Raw genomic sequence first — 23,192 nt, 5'->3', positions numbered from 1 at the left:
TACTCCTAGATGACCAGGGAGAGCAGCAGGACCAGGCCGCCGGCGGTCACCGAGATGAGGGTCTCCATGACCGACCAGGTCTTGATGTTCTGGCCGACGGTGAGGCCGAAGTACTCCTTCACCAGCCAGAATCCGGCGTCGTTGACATGGCTGAAGAACAGCGAGCCGGCACCGATCGCCAGGACCAGCAGGGCGGTGTGGGCGGTCGACATGTCGGCGGCGAGCGGCGCGACCAGGCCGGCCGCGGAGATCGTCGCCACGGTCGCCGAACCGGTCGCCAGCCGTATCGCCACCGCGATCAGCCAGGCCAGCAGCAGGGCCGGGATCGACCAGTCCTCGGAGATCTCCAGGACCATCCGGCCCACGCCGGAGTCGATCAGGGTCTGCTTGAAGCCGCCGCCCGCGCCGACGATCAGCAGGATGCCGGCGATGGGGGCGAGGGACTTCTCGACGGTGGCGGAGATCCGGTCCTTGGTGAAGCCGGCCGCCCGGCCGAGGGTGAACATGCCGACGATGACGGCGGTGAGCAGGGCGATCAGCGGGGAGCCGACCACGTCGAACACGCGCTGCACGGTGTTCTCGGGGTCGTCCACGACGATGTCGACGAGCGCCTTGGCCAGCATCATCACGACGGGCAGCAGGATCGTCACCAGCGTGACGCCGAAGCCGGGACGCCGCTCCAGGTCCTCCGAGGGGCGCTGCGGGATCATGCGCTCCGGGGCCGGGACGTCCACCCAGCGGGCGGCGAACCGGGAGAACACCGGACCGGCGATGATCACCGTCGGGATGGCGACCAGCACGCCCAGCGCGAGCGTCACGCCCAGGTTGGCGTCCACGGCGTCGATGGCGACGAGCGGACCGGGGTGCGGCGGGACCAGGCCGTGCATCACGGACAGACCGGCCAGCGCCGGGATGCCGATGCGCATCAGCGAGTAGTTGCCGCGCTTGGCGACCATCAGCACGACCGGGATCATCAGGACGACGCCGACCTCGAAGAACAGCGGCAGGCCGATCACCGAGGCGATCAGCACCATCGCCCACGGCATCGAGCGGCCGCCCGCCCTGGCGAGGATCGTGTCGACGATCTGGTCGGCGCCGCCGGAGTCGGCGAGCAGCCTGCCGAGGATCGCGCCGAGCGCGATCAGCACGCCCACACCGGCGACCGTGGACCCGAGACCGGTGGTGAAACTGACGATCGTCTTGTCCAGCGGTGCCCCGGCGAACGCGCCCAGGGCGAGCGAGCCGATGGTCAGCGCCAGGAAGGCGTGAAGCTTGAACTTGGTGATGAGCAGGACGATGACGGCGATGCCCGCCAGCACGGCGATGCCCAGCTGGGCATGACCGGCCGAGGTGATCGGCTCGACACTGTCCGCCGCCAGCATCTCGACGCTGAGTCTGGTCACGGGGGTCCCTTACGCGTACGGGGGATGGGGAGAGGGGTACTACGGGGTGAGGCACTACGGGTGCGGGCGGCGCGCAGGCACTACGGGACCGCGGGGGCGGTGACCCGTCCGAGCGGGGCGGCTACCGGTGGGTGTCGGGAAGGACGTCGAGGGCCTTCGCGGCCCGTTCGGTGATCTCCTCGGGCGTGCCGGTCACATCGACCGTCGCCCCTGCCTCGTCCGCTTCGAGCGGCTGGAGCGTGGCGAACTGGGAGTCCAGCAGCGCGGTCGGCATGAAGTGCCCCTGCCGGTGCGCCATCCGGTCCTCGACCAGCGCCCGGTCGCCCGCGAGGTGCACGAACACGATCCCGGGTGCGGCGGCCCTGAGCCGGTCGCGGTACGACCGCTTCAGCGCCGAGCAGCTGACGACCCCGCCCAGTCCGGCCCGCTCGTGCGCCCAGGTTCCGATGGCGTCGAGCCACGGCCACCTGTCGTCGTCGTCGAGCGGGGTGCCGGCCGACATCTTGGCGATGTTGGCCTGCGGGTGGAAGTCGTCGCCCTCGGCGTAGGGAACGCCGAGCCGGGCGGCGAGCAGGGGACCGATCGTGGTCTTGCCCGTGCCGGCGACGCCCATCACCGCGACGACGTGGGGGGTTCGCATCTCTGCCTCGCTGTCTTCCTCGACACCTGATGTGGACGACACTGAAACCTATTAGGTACGACGAATTCAAGAGTCTGTGACAAATAAGTCTGACTTTTTGGTTCCGTGATCTACCCCGTACGCTGAGTGCATGACCACTCCGGGCCGGGGTCTGCACGGCCATGTACTCGACACCCTCGGCCCCGCCATCACCGCGGGCGAGTACCCGCCGGGCAGCGTCCTGCGCACCGACGAACTGGCCCAGCGCTTCGACGTCTCCCGCTCCGTCATGCGCGAGGCGGTCCGCGTCCTGGAGTCGATGCACCTGGTCGAGTCCCGCCGCCGGGTCGGCGTGACGGTACGCCCCAAGGCCGAGTGGAACGTCTACGACCCGCAGGTCATCCGCTGGCGGCTGGCCGGCGCCGACCGTCCCCACCAATTGCGCTCGCTCACCGTCCTGCGCTCGGCGATCGAGCCGGTAGCGGCGCGCCTGGCGGCACGCAACGCCACGGCGCAGCAGTGCGCCGAGCTGACCGAGTGCGCGCTCGGCATGGTGGCCAACTCGCGAGGCCACCAGCTGGAGGGCTACCTCATCCACGACGTGGCCTTCCACCGTGTGATCCTCACGGCCTCCGGCAACGAGATGTTCGCCCGCCTCGGCGACGTCGTCGCGGAGGTCCTCGCGGGCCGCACCCATCACGAGGTCATGTTCGAGGACCCCGACCCGACGGCCGTCACCCTGCACGTGCAGGTGGCGGAGGCGGTCCGCGAGGGCGACGCGGACCGCGCCGAGAAGCTGACCCGCGAGATCACCGTCGGCGCCCTGGAGGAACTGGACATCCTCGCGCCGTAGCCCGCCTCGCTACCGCTGCGGGAACTCCCCGTCCACGTACACCCAGGCCCCCTCCACCCGCTCGAAGCGGCTCCGCTCCCGCAGCTCGCCGCCCCGGTAGGAGGCCAGGAACTCCACGACCCCGCTGGTGTGGAACGCCGACCCGTCGACCGTGTCGAGGATCTCCAGCCCCGTCCACCGCATCCCCGGATCCAGCTCCAGCCGCCCCGGCCGGGTCCGCGGATGCCAGGTCCGCAGCAGATACCCCGCGTCCCCCTTCACGAAGGCGCTGTACCGCGACCGCATCAACGCCTCGGCGGTCGCGGCGGCGGCGCTCCCGGAGTGAAGCCGGCCGCAGCACGCCTCGTACGGCGAGGGCAGCCCACAGGGACAGGATCGGGTCGTCATGCCCGCCATTCTCCTAGACGGCCGCCCGCGTCTCGGCCGACGGCAGCGGCGGCAGCGCCGTTCCGTACAGCCACACGTCGAACAGGTCGTCCAGCGGCTCGGCCGCGAACCGTGCCGCGTGAGCCGTGAAGACGGACGTCGTGACGGCGCCGCCGCGGTGCAGGCCGAGCCAGGCGCGCAGCATCCGGAAGAACGCGTCGTCACCCAGCGCGCAGCGCAACGCGTGCACGGTGAGCCCGCCCCGCTCGTAGAGCCGGTCGTCGAACATCGACTTGCGGCCGGGATCCGCCAGCTTCAGGTCCTGCGGCAGTGTGGACAGCAACCGGTGCGCGACAGCGGCCAGTTGCTGCGCCGTACGGCCGCCCGAACGCTCCGACCACAGCCACTCCGCGTACTTGGCGAAGCCCTCGTTCAGCCAGATGTGCCGCCAGTCCGCGATGGACACGCTGTTGCCGAACCACTGGTGCGCCAGCTCGTGCGCCACCAGCCGCTCCGAACCCCGCGCCCCGTCCACATGGTTGGCGCCGAACAGCGACAACCCCTGCGCCTCGACGGGGACATCGAGTTCCTCCTCCGTCACCACCACGGCGTACTCGTCGAACGGGTAGGGCCCGAAAAGCTGTTGGAAGAGGTGCATCATGCCCGGCTGACGCGCGAAGTCCCGAGAGAACTCCGGCAGCAGGTCCGCCGGGATGTGCCCGTGCTGCGGCACCCCGCCCAGCCCCGGATCGCCCAGCAGCACCGTCTGGTACTTGCCGATCGACAGCCCGACCAGATAGCTCGACGTCGGCGCGGACTGCTCGTACACCCAGGTCGTCGTCGACGCCTTCGTCGTCCGCGTCAGCAGCCGGCCGCCCGCCACCACCGAGTACGCCGACGGCGTCGTGACCGAGATCTGGTACGACGCCTTGTCGGCGGGCCGGTCGTTGCACGGGTACCACGAGGGCGCCCCCACGGGCTGGCTCGCCACCAGCGCCCCGTCCCCCAGTTCCTCCCAGCCGATCCCGCCCCAGGGGCTGCTGACAGGCTTCGGGTTGCCCGCCCAGTGCACCTCGACCGTGAACGCCGCCCCGGCCCGCAACGGCTTGGCGGGCCGGACCCGCAGCTTGCCGCCGCGATGCGTGTAGTGCGTCTGGCGGCCGTCCACCCGGACCCGGCCGATCTTGAAGTCGGCCAGGTTGAGCTGGAATTCGGCGAGCGGGGAACGCCCGGCTATCGCGTTGATCCGGGCCGTGCCCGAGAGCCGGTTCGGGCCGGGCCGGTAGTCCAGCGTGAGTTCGTAGCGATGCACCCGGTAGCGGGGATCACCGTTGGCCGGGAAGTACGGGTCCGGCCCACCTGCCTGCTGAACTGCCACTTCCGCGTCCGCTCCCTGCGCCGTGCTGCCACTCCTCGCCGGTGTGCCGTCGTCCGGTTCGAAGGGGCAGGCGTTCAGGGACGCCATGCTTCGATCGGGTTTCCGAGCCAGCGGGTGTCGTCCGGGACGGACTCCGCGGCCATCACGAGCGACGCGGGACCCAAAGTCGTCCGGGCCCCGATCGTGCTGCCGGGCAGCACGATCCCGCCAGGGCCCAGCGTGGCACCCTCACGGAGGACCACAGTATCCGTCCGCAAGATCCGGTCGTGGAAGAGGTGAGTCTGGAGCACACAGCCGCGGTTCACCGTGGCCGCGTCCTCCAGCGTCACCAGGTCCGTCTCCGGCAGCCAGTAGCTCTCCACCCAGACGCCCCTGCCGATGTGCGCGCCCAGCCCGCGCAGCCACGCCGACAGCACCGGCGTACCCGGCACGAAACCGGCCAGCCACGGCACCGCCACCACCTCGACGAAGGTGTCCGCCAGCTCGTTGCGCCACACGAAACCGCTCCACAGCGGGTGCTCCCCGCCGCGGTGCCGCCCGACCAGCAGCCACTTGGCGGCGATCGACACCAGCCCCGCCAGCGCCCCCGCCCCCAGCAGCACGAGCCCGGACAGCAGCGGCGCCCACCCGCCCAGCGCGCACAGCGCCGCCACGGTCAGCACCGCGATACCGGCCGAGCAGAACACCGGCACGATCCGGCACAGCTCCACCAGCCCGCGCGCCCACAGCAGCCGGGCCGGCGGGTCGTACGTCCGGCTCTGGTCACCGCCGGCCGCCGCGCGCGGCAGCTTCATCGGCGGCAACCCCAGATACGAGCTGCCCTTCTTCGCCTTCTTCGGCGTCGCCGACAGCACCCCGACCAGCCCGCCGTCCGGCACGCTCCGCCCCGGCGCGGTCATCCCCGAGTTCCCGAGGAACGCCCGCCGCCCGATCTCCGCCCGCCCGATCCGCATCCAGCCGCCACCCAGCTCGTACGGCGCGGTCAGTGTGTCGTCGGCCAGGAAGGCGCCCTCACCGACCGTGGTCAGGCTGGGCAGCGCGAGGACGGTCGACACCTCGGCGCCCTTCCCGATCCGCATCCCCAGCAGCCGCAGCCAGACCGGCGTGACCAGCCCGGCGTACAGCGGGAAGAGCGTCTCGCGCGAGCGGTCCATCAGCTGCGTGACCGTCCAGGCCTGCCAGCCGATCCGGCTGTGCGTCGGATGCGTGCCCTCACGCAGTCCCAGACTCAGCAGCCGCACGGCGACCAGAAGCAGCAGCGCGTACGTCAGCCCGTAGGCGAGTGTGGCCGGGACCAGCGCCAGTGCCGCACCCCGCAGCGGGGCGTCCGGTGAGACCAGGGCGTACACCACGAGCAGCGCGGCCCCGGCGGCCGGCACCGGCAGCAGCGTCAGCCCGACGCCCGCGGCCCCGTACAGCGCCCGCCAGGCCCGGCCCCGGGCCGGCCGCTCCTTGGGCCAGTTGCGCTTGGCCTTGCCGAGCTTGACCGCGGGCGCGCCCGCCCAGCGCTGCCCGGTCGGGATCTGACCGGTGACGGCCGAACCCGGCGCCACCTCGGCCCGCTTGCCGACCCGGGCGCCCGGGAACAGGATGCTGCGCGTGCCGACGACGGCATGAGCGCCGATCCTGACCGGCCCGATCTCCAGCCGGTCGCCGTCCAGCCACCAGCCGGAGAGGTCCACCTCGGACTCCACGGCCGCGCCCCGGCCCAGCCGGAGCAGTCCGGTGACCGGCGGCAGCGCGTGCAGATCCACGTCCGGGCCGACCCTGGCGCCCAGGGCGCGCGCGTACCGCTCCAGCCAGGAGCCGGTCAGCGAGGCCGCCCCGGTGAACTCCACGAGCCGCTCGGCGGCCCACAGCCTCAGATGCACGCTGCCGCCGCGCGGGTGGCGGCCCGCCGTCACGCCCCGCAGCAGCAGCCGCGCCCCGCCCGCGCCGAGCGCGAGCCGGCCCGGCGGGCTGAAGAACAGCAGGGCGCCCGCGATCACCAGCCACCAGGGCGCGGTCGGCAGCCCGCCGTACGCGGGCAGCACGTTGCCCGCGGCGGCCAGGACCAGCGTCCAGCGCAGCCCCAGCAGCGTGAACAGGGGCAGGAGCAGCAGGACCTGGATCACCTGCGCGCGCCGCGGCACCGGCGCGACCGTCCGCCGAAAACCGTCGTCCTGCGCGGACTTCTCCAGGTGCCGGGCCAGCTTGCGCAGCGTCGGCTGCTGGTAGACGTCCAGGACGGCGGCGTTCGGGTACCGGGTGCGCAGCCGCGTGGTGAGCTGGGCGGCGGCCAGGCTGCCGCCGCCGATCGCGAAGAAGTCGTCACGGGCGCCGCCGACCGGGATGCCGAGGACCTCCGTCCACTGCTCGGCGAGCCAGGCCTCGGTGCCGTAGAGCCGCTCCGCGGGGCCGCCCGCCTCCAGGCCCTCCAGGGGCCAGGGGAGCGCGGCCCGGTCGACCTTGCCCGACGTCCGGGTCGGCAGGTCGGCCACCGGCGCGAGCAGCGGCACCAGCGCGGCGGGCAGCGCGGCGCGCAGCTTCTCCACGGCCGCGGCCCGGTCCCAGCCCTCCTGGGTGACGACATAGCCGACGAGGAGCTGGTTCCCGCTGCGCGCGGTGCGCACGGCGGCCGCCGCGCCCGCGACGCCGGGCAGCGCCTGGAGCGCCGCGTCGACCTCGCCCAGCTCGATCCGCCGCCCGCCGAGCTTGATCTGCTCGTCGGCCCGCCCGAGGAAGACCAGCCCCTCGGCCTCCGCCTTCACGAGATCACCGCTGCGGTACGCCCGCTCCCAGCCCAGCGACTCCAGCGGCGCGTACTTCTCCGCGTCCTTCCCGGCGTCGAGGTACCGGGCCAGCCCGACCCCGCCGATCACCAGCTGGCCGGTACCTCCCATCGGCACGGGCTCCCCGGCCTCGTCCACGACGGCCAGCTCCCAGCCCCGCAGCGGCAGCCCGATCCGGACCGGCTCCGCCCCGCTCATCAGCGAGGCACAGGCCACCACGGTCGCCTCGGTCGGTCCGTACGTGTTCCAGACCTCGCGGCCCTCGGTCACCAGCCGCTGCACCAGCTCGGGCGGGCAGGCCTCGCCGCCGAAGATCAGCAGGCGGACGTCGTTGAGGGTTTCCGGCTCCCAGAGCGCGGCCAGCGTGGGCACGGTCGAGACGACGGTGATCTCCTGCTCCACCAGCCAGGGCCCGAGGTCGGCACCGCTCCTGACCTGCGCACGCGGCACCGGCACCAGACAGGCCCCGTACCGCCAGGCCAGCCACATCTCCTCGCAGGAGGCGTCGAAGGCGACGGACAGCCCCGCCATCACGCGGTCGCCGGGGCCGATCGGCTCCTCGGTGAGGAACAGGGCGGCCTCGGCGTCCACGAAGGCGGCGGCGCCGCGATGGCTGACGGCGACGCCCTTGGGCTTCCCGGTGGAACCGGAGGTGAAGATGATCCACGCGTCGTGCCCGGCACCGGGCCGCGCGGCGGGCACCTCGGAGCGGCCGTGGACGGTCAGCTCGTGCCCGGCCCCCACGACGGCCCTGACCCCGGCCTCCCCGAAGACCAGTGCGGCCCGCTCCTCGGGGTCCTCCGCGTCGACGGGCACATAGGCGGCCCCGGCGGCCAGGACGGCGAGGATCGCGACGTACAGGTCGTTGGTCCCGGACGGCACCCGGACCCCCACCCGGTCGCCGAGGCCCACCCCGGCGCCCGCCAGCCGAAGCCGCAGCCGGTCGACCTCGACGGCCAGCTGCCGGTAGGTCAGCGCGGCGGCGCCGTCGTCCAGGGCCGGCTCGTCCGGGTACGAGCGCACGGACGCGTCGAGGATGTCGACGAGGGTGCGCGGGGAGGCCGCGGGACCGCCCGAGAAACGTGCCGTGTCGCCGAGCTGTTCGCGGATCTCTTCGTCGAGCAGGCCGAGAGCGCTGCTCTCGTCTGTGGCTGCCATCGGTCCTCGCGTCTCATGCCCGGACACCTCCGGGGCGCTGGCGGGCCCGCAGGTCTGCCTGGGGTTGTCCGGCTCCAGCCCGTAACAAGCCGGAAATTTTAGTACGACGCTAGGCTCGCCCCCATCTGTCAGCCAGCAGGGATGGCCGTCCGGGGCTCGTCGGGGACCGCGGTGGGGCTGTGACCTGGTGATCTTCAGGCCGGGGAGAGATGTCCCACATCAACGAGTGAGGGCCCCGACCAGACGGTCGGGGCCCTCACTCATTCGCGTGTCCGAGGGGGGACTTGAACCCCCACGCCCGATAAAGGGCACTAGCACCTCAAGCTAGCGCGTCTGCCATTCCGCCACCCGGACAAGGTGTCTGTCGCGCGGGTTTCCCCGGCGGCGACGACGTAAACATTACCAGGCTTTCCGGGGTGCCCGATCACAGCCGACTGCCGTCACCGCTGCTCCCTGCCGCCCGCCTGCCGCCGCCCTGCCGCCCGCCTGCCGCCCGCCTGCCGTCCGTCGCACCGGGCGTGAACGGCTTGTGACGGGCCGGGACCGGTCTTGGGCGCGGCGGCGGAGAGGGGGAGGATGAGGGGAACCACCAGCAGTGACAGCGGGAGGAACCAGAGTGAGCGCGACGGACGACACGGCCAGGGGCGTCACCGGCGAGGACGAGGTCGTGGACCTCTGCCGCGAGCTGATCCGGTTCGACACCAGCAACTACGGCGACCACTCCGGTCCCGGCGAGCGCAAGGCGGCCGAGTACGTGGCCGAGAAGCTCGCCGAGGTCGGGCTCGAATCGAAGATCTACGAGTCGCACCCGGGCCGAGCCTCCACCGTGGCCCGTATCGAGGGCACGGACCCGTCCCGGCCGGCGCTGCTCATCCACGGCCACCTCGACGTCGTACCGGCCAACGCGGCCGACTGGACCTACGACCCCTTCTCCGGCGAGGTCGCCGACGGGTGCGTCTGGGGCCGGGGCGCGGTCGACATGAAGGACATGGACGCGATGACCCTGGCGGTCGTCCGCGACCGGCTGCGCTCCGGACGCAGGCCGCCTCGCGACATCGTCCTGGCCTTCCTCGCCGACGAGGAGGCCGGCGGCACCTACGGCGCCCGGCACCTGGTCGACCGCCACCCCGACCTCTTCGAAGGCGTCACCGAGGCGATCAGCGAGGTGGGCGGGTTCTCGTTCACGGTGAGCGAGGAGCGGCGGCTCTATCTGATCCAGACGGCCGAGAAGGGTATGCAGTGGATGAAACTGACCGTGGCCGGCACCGCCGGGCACGGCTCGATGATCCACCGGGACAACGCGATCACCGAACTCTCGGAGGCCGTGGCGAGGGTGGGCCGCCACACGTTCCCGGTGCGGGTCACCAAGACCACCCGGGCCTTTCTCGACGAGCTGGGTGACGCGCTCGGCATCCAGCTGGACGCCGAGGACATGGAGTCGACCCTCGTGCGGCTCGGCGGCATCGCCAAGCTGATCGGCGCGACCCTGAGCAACACCGCCAACCCGACCCAGCTCGGCGCCGGCTACAAGGTCAACGTCATCCCGGGCGAGGCCACCGCCCACGTCGACGGGCGCTTCCTGCCCGGATACCAGGACGAGTTCCTCGCCGACCTGGACCGGATCCTCGGCCCCAAGGTGCGCCGCGAGGACGTCCACTCCGACAAGGCCCTGGAGACCTCCTTCGACGGACCGCTGGTGGAGGCCATGCAGTCCGCGCTGCTCGCCGAGGACCCCACGGCCAAGGCGATCCCCTACATGCTCTCCGGCGGGACCGACGCCAAGTCCTTCGACGACCTCGGCATCCGCGGCTTCGGCTTCGTCCCGCTGAAGCTGCCGCCGGAGCTGGACTTCGCCGGCATGTTCCACGGCGTCGACGAGCGGGTGCCGGTGGACGGACTCCAGTTCGGTGTCCGCGTCCTCGACCGCTTCATCGACGCTTCCTGAACAACGTTCCTTTTATTCGGCAGCCTGTGCGGGAGCGACTGGAAAGAGTGAATGCGACGATAAGCACGTAGCCCCATTACTTCCTCGTCGTTACTGGTGATGCGATCCCGTTGCTTGGGATCGCATTGCCAACAAGGAGGAATAATGATCAAGAAGATCGTCGCTGCTGCGGCTGCCACCGGTGGTCTGGTTCTCGCGGGTGCGGGCATGGCCGTCGCCGATTCGGGCGCCCAGGGTGCCGCGGTGCACTCCCCGGGTGTTGTTTCCGGCAACGTGATCCAGGTTCCCGTTCACGTCCCCGTGAACGTCTGCGGCAACACGGTCTCGGTGATCGGGCTGCTGAACCCCGCCTTCGGCAACGTCTGCATCAACAAGTGACGTCGACCCGCTGAGGGGTCGTCCACACCGTCGGCCCCGGAGCGCACTCCATGCGCTCCGGGGCCGACCGGTCTTTTCTCATGTTCATCCGCGCGAAAGCCGATGGAGTGAGAAAGGAAAACCGAAGAAGCCGTAGAACCCGAAGGCCTCGCGCAGCTGGAAGGATGCGAGCAATTCGGGACGAGATCGAAAGCAGGGATTCAGGAATGCGACAGGTCACCCGCAAAGGCCTTATGACCGTGGCGGCGGCGACGGGGGTGATCGCCGCCGCCGGAGGGTACGCACACGCCGACTCCGGCGCGACCGGCTCCGCCTCCGACTCGCCCGGCGTCCTGTCCGGCAACAACGTCCAGGCGCCGGTGAACGTGCCGGTCAACGTCTGCGGCAACACCGTCGACGTGGTCGGCCTCCTCAACCCGTCGGTCGGCAACTCCTGTGCCAACCGGAGCACGGGCCACAGCGGCGGCAAGAGCGGCGGCGCCGGCCACACCGGGAACGGCGGCGGCAGCCACGGCGGCTCCGGCTCCCAGGGCGGCTCCGGCGCGCACAGCGGTTCCGGCGGCGCGCAGGCGGGCGGCCACACCGCCGGTTCGCCCGGCGTTCTGTCCGGCAACAACGTCCAGGCACCGGTACACGTGCCGGTCAACGTCTGCGGCAACAGCATCGACGTCGTCGGGATCCTCAACCCGACCATGGGCAACGACTGCGCCAACGACAGCGGCCCCGGCCGCGAGTACGGAACGCCTCCCGGCGGCGAGGAGACGCCCGGCCACCAGGGCCCCGGCAAGCCGGCCGGCCCCGGAAAGTCCAGCCACTCCGAGGCCGAGGGCACGCCCGCCAAGCCCGGTCACGTGACCCCGGCCGGCGCCTCCTCCGTCCACTCCCCGCAGCTCGCGCAGACCGGCAGCGGACTGCCGCTCGGCCTCGCCCTCCCGGCCGGCGCGGGCGCGCTGCTCGCGGGCGCGGTCCTCTACCGCAAGGCACGCGCCTCGGCGTGACGTCCCCGGCACCGCACGACGGAGCGGGCCCCGCCCAGGCGGGGCCCGCTCCGTTTCCGTCATGTTCAGCTCACCACGTGGCGCGTACCTGACGGATGATCCGCCGACGCAGCCGCACTCGGCGGCTGCCGTCCCGCAGAAGGCTCAGACGGTCCAACTCCCAGTGTCCGTACTCCGCATGGTCGGTCAGCAGACGTGTCGCGTCCTTGCGGGAGACACCGCGCGGAACGTACACGTCGACAAATTCGTATTCCGGCATCGCATCTATTGTGCGGGCTGGGGCCCGGTACGGATAGCGTCTGCTCTATGTCTGATGCTGCGCAGCCCACCGCTGCCGAGGTACGCGCCGCCGCCGAGGCGGTCAAGACCGCGCTCGACCGCCACCTGGCGGCGGTCGAACGCAGGACGGGTGAGGACGACCCGGCCGTCTACGAGGCGTTCAACGAGCTGGCCGCGGCGGCGGAGGTGTACGACGAGCTGCTCTACGACCGCTATGACGAGGTCACCCCCTTCGAGATCCCCGGCGCCGACGACTCGCTGCCGCCCTACGCGGGCCCCGAGGAGCCCAACGCCCTGAGCGTGCTGATCCGCCGCGACTACGCCGTGGTGGAACCGCAGCGGCTGCTGGCGCAGGCCCAGCGGGTCGAGGCGGCGGAGTTCGAGGACGGCGCGGACGCGGAGGCCTCCGGGACCGTCCACGGAGCGCTGGGCCTGCTCTTCGGCGAGTTCGAGCCCGACGAGATCGCCTCCCGGCACAAGGAGTTCGGCCTGGAGGAGGGCGACTCCACCCTGTGGGTGCTGGCGGCCGACGAGCCGGCCGAGCCGGGCGAATGGCTGGAGACCCCCTTCGAGCAGCCGGACCCGCAGCAGGTCGTGTGCCGCTTCGACGTCAGCTCCGTCTTCGACGACGACCTCGATGACGAGGAGGACGAGGACGACGACGAGGGCGAACCGGCGGATGACGAGGAGGACGGGGGAGCGGGCTCGCAGCGGTCGGACGCCGACCGCGTGGACCGCTAGCGCGGAGCCGTGCCGGACGCCCGGCGACGGCGGTGGACGTGGACGGACGGACGGCGGCGGTCACGGCAGGGGAGTGATTCCCCGCCGTGACCGCCGCCGTCCGCGTCCTCCGGGCCGTCAGCCCGCCGCCGGCACCTGTGTGCGCAGCAGCACCGGCAACCGGGTCGTACGGGGCTTGGCCGTGACCTCGGCGACCGCACCGGCGAGCGCCTGCTCGACGCCGTGGACCACGGACAGGTGGCGCTCGGCCCGGCTGAAGGCCGTGTAGACCCACGGGCGGCTGAGGACCTGCGCGGCATCGCCTGGCAGCACCACGACCGCGGCCGGCCACCGGCTCCCCACCGCCTGGTGCGCCGTGAGCGCCCACCCGTGCCGCACGGACTGCTCCACCCGCTCCTTCGGTACGACCACGGCGGCGCCGGCGCAGGACAGGTGCAGTCCGTCCGCGTCGGCCGTCACCACCTGGCCCGCCACCGTACGGCCCGGAGCGGGGGAGTAGGCGATCCGGTCGCCGGGGTCGAAGCCGCCGAAGCGGCCGGGGCCCGGGTTGAGGCGCTCCTTGAGGGCGGCGTTCAGCGCGCGGGTACCGGCCGCGCCGCCGTGGCCCGGGGTGACGACCACCGTCTGCTCGGCGGGGATGCCGAAGGCCCGTGGCACGGAGTCGGCGACGAGCTGCACCGTCCGGTGCACGGCCTCGCCGGCGTCCCGCACGGGCACGATCACGATCTCCTTGCCGGGCGCCTCGACCTGGTTCAGCTCGCCGATGCCCACGCCGGACACCAGCTCGCCGAGCGGTCCCGGATCGGGGGTGCGGGAAGCCACCTGGGGGCAGACGCGGGCGGCCAGCAGATCGGCGAAGACCCGGCCGGGACCGGCCGACCAGAGCATCGCCGGATCACCGCTGAGCACCAGCCGGGCGCCGTCCGGCAGTGACTCCACGAGCATCGCGGCGGTCTCCACGTCCAGCTGCGGCGCGTCCAGCACGATCAGCAGGTCGAGGGCGAAGGCGCCCTCGGCGTCCCGGCCGGGGCCCTCGGCGCCGGACAGCAGGCCGGGGACGGTGACGAGGAAGCCGTCCCCGTCATCGGCGTGCAGACGGGCCGCGAGCCGCCGCCGTCCGTCCGGCGTGTGACAGGCGGCGACCGCGCGCAGCCCGAGGGACCGGGCGGCGGCCAGCAGGGCGGCCGGTTCCGCGCGGGCTGCCTCGCCACCGGTGTGCAGGACCAGACCGTGCCCGGCGACCGCGCGGATCAGCTCGGCGGTGCTGCCGGACGCGGAGGCGGCGGCCGGCTCCCACGCCGTCGAAGCCTCCTTGGCGACCGAGTTGACCACCCGGGCCAGAGCGTCGGCGAGGCTCTCCTCCGCGAGCGCGTACCGTTCGAGGCCCACCAGGACCCGGACCGGGCCGGTCTCCTCCTCGTCGTCCCCTTCGGACTCCTCGCTCTGCGCAGCCCTGGCCGGGGCGGCCCCGGGCTCGTCGACGGCGTCCTGGAAGGCGAGGGCCTCGCCCTCGGCGAGGGTGCTCTGTACGGCCGCGTCCGCGTCCGGGACACCCTGCCTGCCGAGCGCGGCCGTCAGGGCCGGCAGTTCCAGGGCGGTGTGCCCGGCCAGGGCCGCCTGCTCCAGCAGCCAGACGGTGACCGCCCGGCCCCGCCGCTCGTCGTCCGGGGCGCACTCCGTGCCGAGCAGCGCCCGCGCGAAGCCGTCGGCCTGCTCGGGCCGCACACCGGGGACGCGCAGCAACTGCCAGGGGTCCTCGCCGAGCGCCTGCGCGGCGCCCTCGCCGAGAGCGGCGGCGACCTGCGGCGCCAGCGACTCGGGGGCACCGCCACCGGTCAGCACCCGCCGTACCGCCTCGACGGTGTCCGGTGCCGGTGCCGTGGCGGCGGGCTCCGCGGCCACCGGCTGCGGGCGCCGCACGGGCTCCGCCGCGGCGCGGCGCGGGGCGGGCTCCGGATCGGCGAACACGGTGGCGGCGGGCTTCTCCCCACCCTCCACTGCCCGGACGGCCGCGAGGAGGTCGGCGGCCTTGCCGCTGAGCTTGGTCCCGGCGGGGATGGGGCCCTGCTTCTCGGCCTTGCGCCGCTCGATCCGCTCACGCTCCAGCTTCTGCGCGGCGAGTTCCGCCTCGGCCTCGGAGAGCTTCCGGGCGGCCTCGTCGGCGCCGGGCTCCGTATCCGCGGCCTCGGCGGCCGGGGGCTTCGGGGCGCTCTCACCGGTCGCGGCCTCGGACGTCGGCCCCCCGGCCGTGGCCGCCACGGAGTCGGTCCCCGAAGAGGCCTCGGCGGGCGGGGCGTCGTCCGGGGTGCCCGGCCCGGTGTTCTCCGTGGTGCTGGGGGGCTCCGGCTCCGTGCTCACAGCGTGCTCCAGTCGTGATCGGGATAGCGGTGCACGGGCGCCGACACGTCGTCGAGCGCCCGGCAGATCTCGTCAGGAAGACTAAGGGCCTCCACTGACAATGCCGCCGTGAGCTGTTGCGCGTTGCGCGCGCCGACGATCGGGGCCGTCACTCCCGGCCGGTCGCGCACCCACGCCAGCGCGATCTGGAGCGGGGTCACCGCGAGCCCGTCCGCCGCGGTCGCCACGGCGTCCACGATGCGGCTCGCGGTGTCGTCGAGGTAGGGCTCGACGAACGGCGCGAAGTGGTCCGAGGCGGCGCGCGAGTCCGGCGGCCGGGCGTCGCCCCGGTACTTGCCGGTGAGGACTCCCCGGCCGAGCGGGGAGGAGGGCAGCAGGCCGATGCCCAGGTCCAGGGCGGCCGGCAGCACCTCGCGCTCCACGCCGCGCTGGAGCAGGGAGTACTCCATCTGCGTGCCGGCCAGCCGGGTGCGGGTGCCCGGGGCGGCGAGCTGCCAGGTGGCGGCCTTGGCGAGCTGCCAGCCGCAGAAGTTGGCGATCCCCGCATAGCGGGCGCGCCCGCTGGAGACCGCGATGTCGAGGGCCTGGAGGGTCTCCTCCAGCGGGGTGTCCGGATCGAAGGCGTGTACGTGCCACACGTCGACGTGGTCCGTGCCGAGCCGGCCGAGCGAGGCGTCCAGGGCCCCCAGGAGGTGACCGCGCGAGCCGTCGAAGCGACGGTCCGGATCGGGCACGCTGCCGGCCTTGGTCGAGATGATCAGGTCCCGGCGCGGAACGAGGCCTTCGATGAGCCGCCCCAGCAGATACTCGGCCTCTCCGTCGCCGTACGCGTCCGCCGTGTCGACGAGGGTGCCGCCCGCCTCCCAGAAGGTCTTCAGGAGGTCCGCGGCGTCGTGCTCGTCGGTGTCGCGGCCCCAGGTCAGGGTGCCGAGCCCGATGCGGGACACGCGCAGGCCGGTGCGGCCGAGATGCCTCTGCTCCATGGGTGCCGAGATTACTGGCCAGAACTGGGCCGTGGGTTGCCTGTGGACAACCGAATTCCGGGCGGGCCGCGAGTGGTTCGGGCAGGCCGGGGGCCCGGCGGCCGGGCGCGACCCTCGCCACACCGCCCTCCCCCGGGGGCCGTGCCCGCGCTACTGTCTCCGCAACAGCGTCGTTACTGATCAGTAAGGGGATCGGCCATGCAGCTCGGGATCAACCTCGGCTACTGGGGTGCCGGAATGGACGGGGACAACCTGGCCGTGGCGCAGGAGGCCGACCGGCTCGGGTACGCGGTGTGCTGGGCCGCGGAGGCCTACGGTTCGGACGCCGCCACCGTGCTCACCTGGGTCGCGGCCCAGACCGAGCGCATCGACGTCGGCTCGGCCATCTTCCAGATCCCGGCCCGCCAGCCGGCGATGACCGCGATGACCGCCGCCACCCTCGACTCGCTGTCGGGCGGCCGCTTCCGCCTCGGCCTCGGCGTCTCCGGCCCGCAGGTCTCCGAGGGCTGGTACGGCGTCAAGTTCGACAAGCCGCTGTCCCGCACGCGCGAGTACGTCGAGATCGTCCGCAAGGCGATGACGCGTGAGCGGCTGTCCTACGAGGGCGAGCACTGGACGCTGCCCCTGCCGGGCGGTCCCGGCAAGCCGATCAAGCTGACCGTGCACCCGGAGCGCGAGCACATCCCGCTCTACATCGCGGCGATCGGCCCGAAGAACCTGGAGCAGACCGGCGAGATCGCCGACGGCGCCCTGCTGATCTTCCCGTCCGCCGACCACCTCGAGGACACCGCGATCAAGCACCTGCGCGCGGGGCGCGAGAAGGCCGGCAGGACGCTGGACGGTTTCGACATCTGCCCGACGCTGCCGCTGGCCGTCGGCGCCGACAGCGACGTCGAGCAGCTCGCCGACACGTTCCGCCCGTACACCGCGCTGTACGTCGGCGGAATGGGCAGCCGCAAGCAGAACTTCTACAACCAGCTCACGCGGCGCATGGGCTATGAGCAGGCCGCCGACGAGATCCAGGACAAGTACCTCGCCGGTGACAAGCAGGGCGCCGCGGCCGCCGTACCGCACGAGCTGATCGACCGGACGACGCTGCTGGGGTCCAAGGAGCGGATCGCCGACCGGATGAAGGCCTATGCGGCGGCCGGCGTCACCACCCTCACCCTCGCCCCCGCGGGCTTCACGCTCGACGAGCGGCTCGCCTCGCTGCGGGCGGGTGCGGAAGCCCTGGAGCTGGCCGGACTGGCGTAGGGCCGCTCGCGGCGGAGGGGGGGAGGTCTTCAGCGGCCGTGGTGGGGGCTCGGGGGTCTTCCCCGCCACGGCCGTCACGGGGAACAACGCGCCGGGAAGCGTGCGGTTACGCCCCCGGCGCGAGCTTCTCGGGTCATCCGTTCGGCGTAGTTGTCCGACATAGCTGTTGCCGTACCTCTCGTCCCGCATTTGACTCGTTCTTTGCGGAACCTGCGGATTCCCCCGGGATGCAGAGAGGTGCCTCAGGATGCTTTCGGCCAAGAGCCTGTTCCAGGAGATCCTGGACGACGACGAGTCCTTCCGGCTGTTCTGTTCCATCGCCGCGAGCGGGGAGTCGCAGGGCGGCTGGGAGAACGCCCGGATCGCCGCGCTCGTCCCGCCGGACCAGCGCGACCTCGCCCCCAAGATCACCCGGCACGGAGCCGACGAGGACAAGCACGGGCGGATCTTCAACGCCCTGCTGAGGAAGCGCGGCCTCCAGCCCGTCCCCGTCCCGCCCGACACCGACTACACGATGCTCCTGGAGCAGGGCGGCATCGGCCTCGCCCACGACCGGCTCAGGGCAGAGCGGCCGCTGACCGTGCCGGACATCGTCACCTACCTCGCCCACAGCCGGGTCACCGAACAGCGCGCCTCCGAACAGATGGAACTGCTGCGCAAGCACTTCGCCGACCATCCCGACCTCGGCCGCGCGGTGAAGATGATCTCCCAGGACGAGGACAACCACCTCGCCTACTGCCACGAGGAGTTGCTGCGCTTCGCGCGCGCGGGACACGGCCGCGCCATTCAGCGGACCCTGCGCGAGGCCGCGTTCGCCGAGATCCGCGTCTACCGCGACGTCAGCCTCGCCGTGATGACCCGCATGGGCCGCATCCTGGGCTGGTCCCGGCCCAAGGCGGCCCTTCTCGCCGCCGGCATCCACGCCGTGTACGTGTGGGAGCGGCTGGCGGGCTGGCACCGCATGGTCACCCTCAGGATGCCCGAACGCAGGGACGCCCTGGGCGGCTCCGCCCCCACGGCCCCCGAGTTCGCCTGAACGACGTGGCCCGGCCCGCGCGCCCGCGGCCCCTACAGCCACCCCCGCCGCTTGAACGTCCGGTACAGACCCACCTCCAGGGCGGCCATGACCGCGATCACGGCCGGGTACGACCACGTCCAGTGCAGTTCCGGCATGTGCTCGAAGTTCATGCCGTAGATCCCCGCGATCATCGTGGGGACCGCGGCCATGGCCGCCCACGCGGAGATCTTCCGCATGTCGTCGTTCTGCCGGACGCTCATCTGCGCCAGATGGGCCGACAGGACGTCCGAGACAAGCCGGTCCAGGCCCTCCACGGACTCGTTCACGCGCGCGAGATGGTCGCCGACGTCACGGAAGAAGGGCCGCGCGTCGTCGTTCACGAACGGCAGGCCCGTCCCGGCCACACCGGAGCCGGCCAGCCGGGACACCGGAGGCGCCAGCGGAACGGTCGCCCGGCGGAACTCCAGGATCTGCCGCTTGAACGTGTAGATCCGGGACGCCGTGTTCCGCGAACCGCCGCCGTCCGGCGAGAACACCTCCGCCTCCAGCTCCTCCAGGTCGGTCTGCAGCTCCGCCGCCACGTCCAGATAGTGATCGACGGTCGCGTCGGCGATCGCGTAGACGACCGCTGTGGGCCCTTTCGCGAGCATCTCCGGCTCGTGCTCCAGCCGCTGCCGTACGGCCGCCAGCGGCGAACCCTCGCCGTGCCGCACGGTCAGCACGAAGGAGTCGCCGAGGAAGACCATGACCTCGCCGGAGGACACCACATCGCTCTCCGGCTCGTACACGACCGGTTTCAGCACCAGGAACAGTGAGTCGTCGTACACCTCGAGCTTGGGCCGCTGGTGGGCCTTCAGGGAGTCCTCCACCGCCAGCGGGTGCAGGGCGAACTCCCGCGTGACGTGGGTGAACTCCTTCTCGGAGGGCTCGTGCAGCCCGATCCAGACGAAGCCGCCCTCGGTACGCACGTCGTCCAGCGCCTCGGAGAAGTCCTGCGGACCCTCCGTCCGGCGCCCGTCGCGATAGATGGCGCAGTCGACGATCACGTAGCGCATTCCCTTCCGCCGTTCCCCGTGCCCCCAGGAGTACCCCTACCCTGGTCGGCATGCCCACGCTGATCCTGGTCCGGCACGGACGGTCCACCGCCAACACCTCCGGAGTGCTCGCCGGCTGGACACCCGGCGTCGCCCTCGACGAGCGCGGCGCCGCGCAGGCCGCCGCGCTGCCCGCACGGCTGGAGGGCGTGCCGATCACCGAGGTCGTCGCCAGCCCGCTGCAGCGCTGCCAGGAGACGATCCGGCCGCTCCTGGCCGCCCGCCCCGACCTGCCCGTCCACTCCGACGAGCGGATCGGGGAGGCCCACTACGGCGACTGGTCCGGCCGCAAGCTCGCCGAGCTGACCGACGACCCGCTGATGGAGGTCGTCCAGTCGCACCCCTCCGCCGCCGCCTTCCCCGGCGGCGAGTCCATGCGGGCCATGCAGACCCGCGCCGCCGAGGCGGTGCGCGAGTGGAACGCGCGCGTGGAGCGCGACCACGGCCCCGACGCCGCCTACCTCATGTGCTCCCACGGCGACATCATCAAGTCGCTCGTCGCGGACGCCCTCGGGCTGCACCTCGACCTCTTCCAGCGCATCTCCGTCGAACCCTGTTCCGTCACGGTGATCCGCTACACCCGCCTGCGCCCCTTCCTCGTCCGCCTCGGCGACACCGGCGACTTCGCCTCCCTCATGCCGCGCGAGGCGCCGCCGGAGCAGGACGCCACGGTCGGGGGCGACGCGGGCGCACCGTGATCGTCGGCCGCAGTAGGGTGAAGCGGTCCACACGCGCGTTCACGCATGGACGTTTTCGTACCCACGATCCCCATGGAGACAGGACGTGTCCCGTCAGGTGTTCCTCTACGACCCCCCGGACCGCTTCGTGGCCGGTACGGTCGGACTGCCCGGACGCCGTACCTTCTTCCTCCAGGCCACGGCCGGCTCCCGGGTGACCAGCGTGGCCCTGGAGAAGACCCAGGTCGCCGCGCTCGCCGAGCGCATGGACGAGCTGCTGGACGAGGTCGTACGCCGTAGCGGCGGAAGTGCCGCGGTGCCCGCCGTCACGCCCACCGAAGTCGCCGACTCCGCCCCACTCGACACCCCGGTCGAGGAGGAGTTCCGGGTCGGCACGATGGCCCTCGCCTGGGACGGCGAGGAACAGCGCATGATCGTCGAGGCGCAGGCACTCGTGGAACTCGAGGCCGACACCGACGAGGACCTCGCCGAGGCCGAGGAACGGCTCCTCCAGGACGAGGAGAACGGGCCCCCGATGCTGCGGGTCCGGCTCACCGGCGCGCAGGCACGGGCCTTCGCCAAGCGGGCCCTCGACGTCGTCAACGCCGGCCGGCCGCCTTGCCCGCTGTGCAGTCTGCCGCTCGACCCGGAAGGACACGTATGTCCGCGCCAGAACGGATACCGCCGCGGGGCGTGACGACCACCGGCAAGGCCGACGCCGTCCTGCTCGCGCGGGGCGAGCTGACCGTGCGCGGCCGCATCACGGAGGCGTCCAACGCGGCCCTGTACTGCACCGTCGCGCACGAGGGCCGCGAGGCCGCGTGCGTCTACAAACCGGTCGCCGGGGAGAGACCCCTGTGGGACTTCCCCGACGGCACCCTCGCCCAGCGCGAGGTCGCCGCGTACGAGGTCAGCGAGGCGACCGGCTGGGGACTGGTCCCGCCCACCGTCCTGCGCGACGGGCCGTACGGCGAGGGCATGTGCCAGCTGTGGATCGAGGTGTCCCCGGAGGCCGAGCTGCTCGCCCTGCTCGACGCCGAGGAGCCCGGACCGGGCTGGAAGGCGATCGGTCTCGCCGAGGCCGGTGAGGGCCGGACCGCGCTGCTGGTGCACGCCGACGACGAGCGGCTGCGCCGGCTCGCCGTCCTCGACGCGGTCATCAACAACGCCGACCGCAAGGGCGGCCATCTGCTGCCCACCGCCGACGGGCGGCTGTACGGCATCGACCACGGCGTCACCTTCAACGCCGAGGACAAGCTCCGCACGCTCCTGTGGGGCTGGGCGGGGGAACCCCTGACCGGGGAGGCCGTGGAGGTGCTCAAGGGCCTCCAGGGCGCCCTGGAGATGGACGGGACCCTGACCGCCACCCTGGCCGCCCTCATCACCCCGGCGGAGATCGACGCCACCCGCGCGCGGGTCGGCGCGCTTCTGGAGTCCGGCAGGCACCCGGAGCCCGGCGGGGACTGGCCGGCCATCCCCTGGCCACCGGTCTAGTCGTCCCGCGCTCCCCATCAGGCGGCCACCGCAGCACACGGGCCGGAACCGCGCAAGAGTGCCTTCCCAGTCATCCGGCCCGCTCCGGTTCGTATCCGGCAGACCCCTCCGGTTAGGCTCATGACATGCATGCCTGGCCCGCTTCCGAGGTCCCCGCCCTGCCTGGTCAGGGCCGCGACCTGAGGATCCACGACACCGCGACCGGCGGCCTCGTCACCCTCGACCCCGGTCCTGTCGCCCGTATCTACGTCTGCGGCATCACGCCGTACGACGCGACCCACATGGGTCACGCGGCGACCTACAACGCGTTCGACCTGGTTCAGCGCGTGTGGCTCGACACCAAGCGGCAGGTTCACTATGTCCAGAACGTGACCGACGTGGACGATCCGCTTCTGGAACGCGCGCAGCGGGACGGCCTCGACTGGGTCGCGCTCGCCGAGAAGGAGACGGCCCTCTTCCGCGAGGACATGACGGCCCTGCGGATGCTGCCGCCGCGGCACTACATAGGCGCCGTCGAGGCCATACCCGGCATCGTCCCGCTCGTCGAGCGGCTGCGTGAACTCGGCGCCGCTTACGAACTCGACGGGGACGTCTACTTCTCCGTCGGGTCCGACCCGAACTTCGGCAAGGTCTCCGGCCTGGACGCCGCCGCGATGCGGCTGCTGTCCGAGGAACGCGGCGGTGACCCGGACCGGCCGGGCAAGAAGAACCCGCTCGACCCGATGCTGTGGATGGCGGCCCGCGAGGGCGAACCCAGCTGGGACGGCGGCTCGCTGGGCCGCGGCAGGCCGGGCTGGCACATCGAGTGCGTCGCCATCGCCCTGGACCACCTCGGCATGGGCTTCGACGTGCAGGGCGGCGGCTCCGACCTCGCCTTCCCGCACCACGAGATGGGCGCCTCCCACGCACAGGTGCTCACCGGCGAGTTCCCCATGGCCAAGGCGTACGTCCACGCCGGCATGGTCGCGCTGGACGGCGAGAAGATGTCCAAGTCCAAGGGCAACCTCGTCTTCGTCTCCCGGCTGCGCCGGGACGGCGTCGACCCCGCCGCGATCCGGCTCACCCTTCTCGCCCACCACTACCGGGCCGACTGGGAGTGGACCGACCAGGTGCTCCCGGACGCCGTGGACCGGCTCGGGCGCTGGCGCGCGGCTGTCTCCCGGCCCGACGGCCCACCCGCCGAGGCCCTCGTGGAAGAGATCCGCGCGGCCCTGACGAACGACCTGGACGCCCCGGCCGCGCTGGCCGCCGTCGACCGCTGGGCCGCGCTCCAGGAGGAGCGGGGCGGCACGGACATCGGGGCGCCCGGTGTGGTGTCCCGGGCGGTGGACGCACTGCTGGGCGTCGCCCTGTAACCCGTCGGCGGACGCACGGACGGGGCGCCTCCTCCTGGTGAGGGGGCGCCCCGTCCGTGCGTCCGCCGGT

Annotated in this window: 20 protein-coding genes and 1 tRNA gene; 11 read left to right on the top strand and 10 right to left on the bottom strand. The window is 72.5% G+C overall.

From position 1 onward, the window contains the following. Positions 1-5: 5 nt before the first annotated feature. Positions 6-1,403, bottom strand: coding sequence for a gluconate:H+ symporter (locus P1P75_RS06535; RefSeq protein WP_266454530.1), 1,398 nt, complete (start codon positions 1,401-1,403; stop codon positions 6-8). Positions 1,404-1,524: 121 nt separating this feature from the next. Further along, the gene (locus P1P75_RS06530) at positions 1,525-2,043 is read right to left on the bottom strand and encodes a gluconokinase (protein ID WP_319252437.1); all 519 of its coding nucleotides are present in this window, start codon (positions 2,041-2,043) and stop codon (positions 1,525-1,527) included. Positions 2,044-2,173: 130 nt separating this feature from the next. On the opposite strand from P1P75_RS06530, the gene P1P75_RS06525 reads away from it, so the two are divergent. Further along, a complete protein-coding gene (locus P1P75_RS06525) occupies positions 2,174-2,875 on the top strand; it encodes a FadR/GntR family transcriptional regulator (RefSeq protein WP_086768943.1) in 702 nt (233 codons plus the stop codon). A 9-nt stretch (positions 2,876-2,884) separates the two neighbouring features. Here the strand turns inward: P1P75_RS06525 and P1P75_RS06520 are convergent, their stop codons facing one another. The 4 genes from P1P75_RS06520 to P1P75_RS06505 all read right to left on the bottom strand — a co-directional run bounded on the left by P1P75_RS06520 (position 2,885) and on the right by P1P75_RS06505 (position 8,902). Next, a complete protein-coding gene (locus tag P1P75_RS06520) occupies positions 2,885-3,262 on the bottom strand; it encodes a YchJ family metal-binding protein (RefSeq protein WP_319252436.1) in 378 nt (125 codons plus the stop codon). 13 nt (positions 3,263-3,275) lie between these two features. Next, positions 3,276-4,619 (bottom strand): M1 family metallopeptidase, encoded by a 1,344-nt coding sequence (locus P1P75_RS06515; protein ID WP_319252459.1) that lies wholly within the window; start codon positions 4,617-4,619, stop codon positions 3,276-3,278. 74 nt (positions 4,620-4,693) lie between these two features. Next, positions 4,694-8,548 carry a Pls/PosA family non-ribosomal peptide synthetase gene (locus P1P75_RS06510; protein ID WP_319252435.1) on the bottom strand — a complete coding sequence of 1,285 codons (3,855 nt, stop codon included), beginning with the start codon at positions 8,546-8,548 and terminating at the stop codon, positions 4,694-4,696. Positions 8,549-8,817: 269 nt separating this feature from the next. Then, positions 8,818-8,902: transfer RNA gene (locus tag P1P75_RS06505), tRNA-Leu, on the bottom strand. A 262-nt stretch (positions 8,903-9,164) separates the two neighbouring features. Between P1P75_RS06505 and P1P75_RS06500 the strand changes: the two genes are divergently transcribed. The 3 genes from P1P75_RS06500 to P1P75_RS06490 all read left to right on the top strand — a co-directional run bounded on the left by P1P75_RS06500 (position 9,165) and on the right by P1P75_RS06490 (position 11,869). Next, positions 9,165-10,493: a M20/M25/M40 family metallo-hydrolase gene (locus P1P75_RS06500; RefSeq protein ID WP_319252434.1), complete on the top strand. Its 1,329-nt coding sequence runs from the start codon at positions 9,165-9,167 to the stop codon at positions 10,491-10,493. A gap of 144 nt (positions 10,494-10,637) precedes the next feature. Next, positions 10,638-10,871: a chaplin ChpH gene (chpH, locus tag P1P75_RS06495; protein ID WP_319252433.1), complete on the top strand. Its 234-nt coding sequence runs from the start codon at positions 10,638-10,640 to the stop codon at positions 10,869-10,871. 206 nt (positions 10,872-11,077) lie between these two features. Next, the gene (locus P1P75_RS06490; RefSeq protein ID WP_319252432.1) at positions 11,078-11,869 is read left to right on the top strand and encodes a chaplin; all 792 of its coding nucleotides are present in this window, start codon (positions 11,078-11,080) and stop codon (positions 11,867-11,869) included. A gap of 70 nt (positions 11,870-11,939) precedes the next feature. Here the strand turns inward: P1P75_RS06490 and P1P75_RS06485 are convergent, their stop codons facing one another. Then, positions 11,940-12,128 (bottom strand): DUF5703 family protein, encoded by a 189-nt coding sequence (locus P1P75_RS06485; RefSeq protein WP_005485166.1) that lies wholly within the window; start codon positions 12,126-12,128, stop codon positions 11,940-11,942. 47 nt (positions 12,129-12,175) lie between these two features. Here P1P75_RS06485 and P1P75_RS06480 point away from each other — a divergent pair, with 47 nt between their 5' ends. Beyond that, positions 12,176-12,889, top strand: a complete 714-nt coding sequence (locus P1P75_RS06480) for a hypothetical protein (RefSeq protein WP_319252431.1) — start codon at positions 12,176-12,178, stop codon at positions 12,887-12,889. Between the two features lie 117 nt (positions 12,890-13,006). On the opposite strand, the gene P1P75_RS06475 is transcribed toward P1P75_RS06480, so the two are convergent. Beyond that, positions 13,007-15,247 (bottom strand): helix-hairpin-helix domain-containing protein, encoded by a 2,241-nt coding sequence (locus tag P1P75_RS06475; RefSeq protein WP_319252430.1) that lies wholly within the window; start codon positions 15,245-15,247, stop codon positions 13,007-13,009. Beyond that, positions 15,244-16,230: an aldo/keto reductase gene (locus tag P1P75_RS06470; protein ID WP_319252429.1), complete on the bottom strand. Its 987-nt coding sequence runs from the start codon at positions 16,228-16,230 to the stop codon at positions 15,244-15,246. The genes P1P75_RS06475 and P1P75_RS06470 overlap by 4 nt, the downstream gene beginning before the upstream one ends. Positions 16,231-16,428: 198 nt before the next feature. Between P1P75_RS06470 and P1P75_RS06465 the strand changes: the two genes are divergently transcribed. Continuing rightward, positions 16,429-17,484: an LLM class F420-dependent oxidoreductase gene (locus P1P75_RS06465; RefSeq protein WP_086770414.1), complete on the top strand. Its 1,056-nt coding sequence runs from the start codon at positions 16,429-16,431 to the stop codon at positions 17,482-17,484. 247 nt (positions 17,485-17,731) lie between these two features. Further along, the gene (locus P1P75_RS06460) at positions 17,732-18,520 is read left to right on the top strand and encodes a ferritin-like domain-containing protein (RefSeq protein WP_319252428.1); all 789 of its coding nucleotides are present in this window, start codon (positions 17,732-17,734) and stop codon (positions 18,518-18,520) included. Positions 18,521-18,552: 32 nt separating this feature from the next. On the opposite strand, the gene corA is transcribed toward P1P75_RS06460, so the two are convergent. Next, a complete protein-coding gene (gene corA / locus P1P75_RS06455) occupies positions 18,553-19,548 on the bottom strand; it encodes a magnesium/cobalt transporter CorA (RefSeq protein ID WP_319252457.1) in 996 nt (331 codons plus the stop codon). Between the two features lie 59 nt (positions 19,549-19,607). Here corA and P1P75_RS06450 point away from each other — a divergent pair, with 59 nt between their 5' ends. From P1P75_RS06450 to mshC, 4 genes are all read left to right on the top strand, one after another. Beyond that, positions 19,608-20,294, top strand: coding sequence for a histidine phosphatase family protein (locus P1P75_RS06450; protein ID WP_319252427.1), 687 nt, complete (start codon positions 19,608-19,610; stop codon positions 20,292-20,294). Between the two features lie 85 nt (positions 20,295-20,379). Beyond that, positions 20,380-20,970: a DUF3090 domain-containing protein gene (locus tag P1P75_RS06445; protein ID WP_086770410.1), complete on the top strand. Its 591-nt coding sequence runs from the start codon at positions 20,380-20,382 to the stop codon at positions 20,968-20,970. Further along, positions 20,934-21,767, top strand: coding sequence for an SCO1664 family protein (locus P1P75_RS06440; protein WP_319252426.1), 834 nt, complete (start codon positions 20,934-20,936; stop codon positions 21,765-21,767). The genes P1P75_RS06445 and P1P75_RS06440 overlap by 37 nt, the downstream gene beginning before the upstream one ends. A gap of 125 nt (positions 21,768-21,892) precedes the next feature. Continuing rightward, positions 21,893-23,122 carry a cysteine--1-D-myo-inosityl 2-amino-2-deoxy-alpha-D-glucopyranoside ligase gene (gene mshC / locus P1P75_RS06435; protein ID WP_319252425.1) on the top strand — a complete coding sequence of 410 codons (1,230 nt, stop codon included), beginning with the start codon at positions 21,893-21,895 and terminating at the stop codon, positions 23,120-23,122. The last annotated feature ends 70 nt before the right edge of the window (positions 23,123-23,192 follow it).

The sequence above is a fragment of the Streptomyces sp. ID05-39B genome, assembly GCF_033794725.1.
GTDB lineage: Bacteria > Actinomycetota > Actinomycetes > Streptomycetales > Streptomycetaceae > Streptomyces > Streptomyces bobili.
The sequence above is the reverse complement of the archived record's forward strand: the minus strand, read 5'-3'. Positions and strand labels throughout refer to the sequence as shown.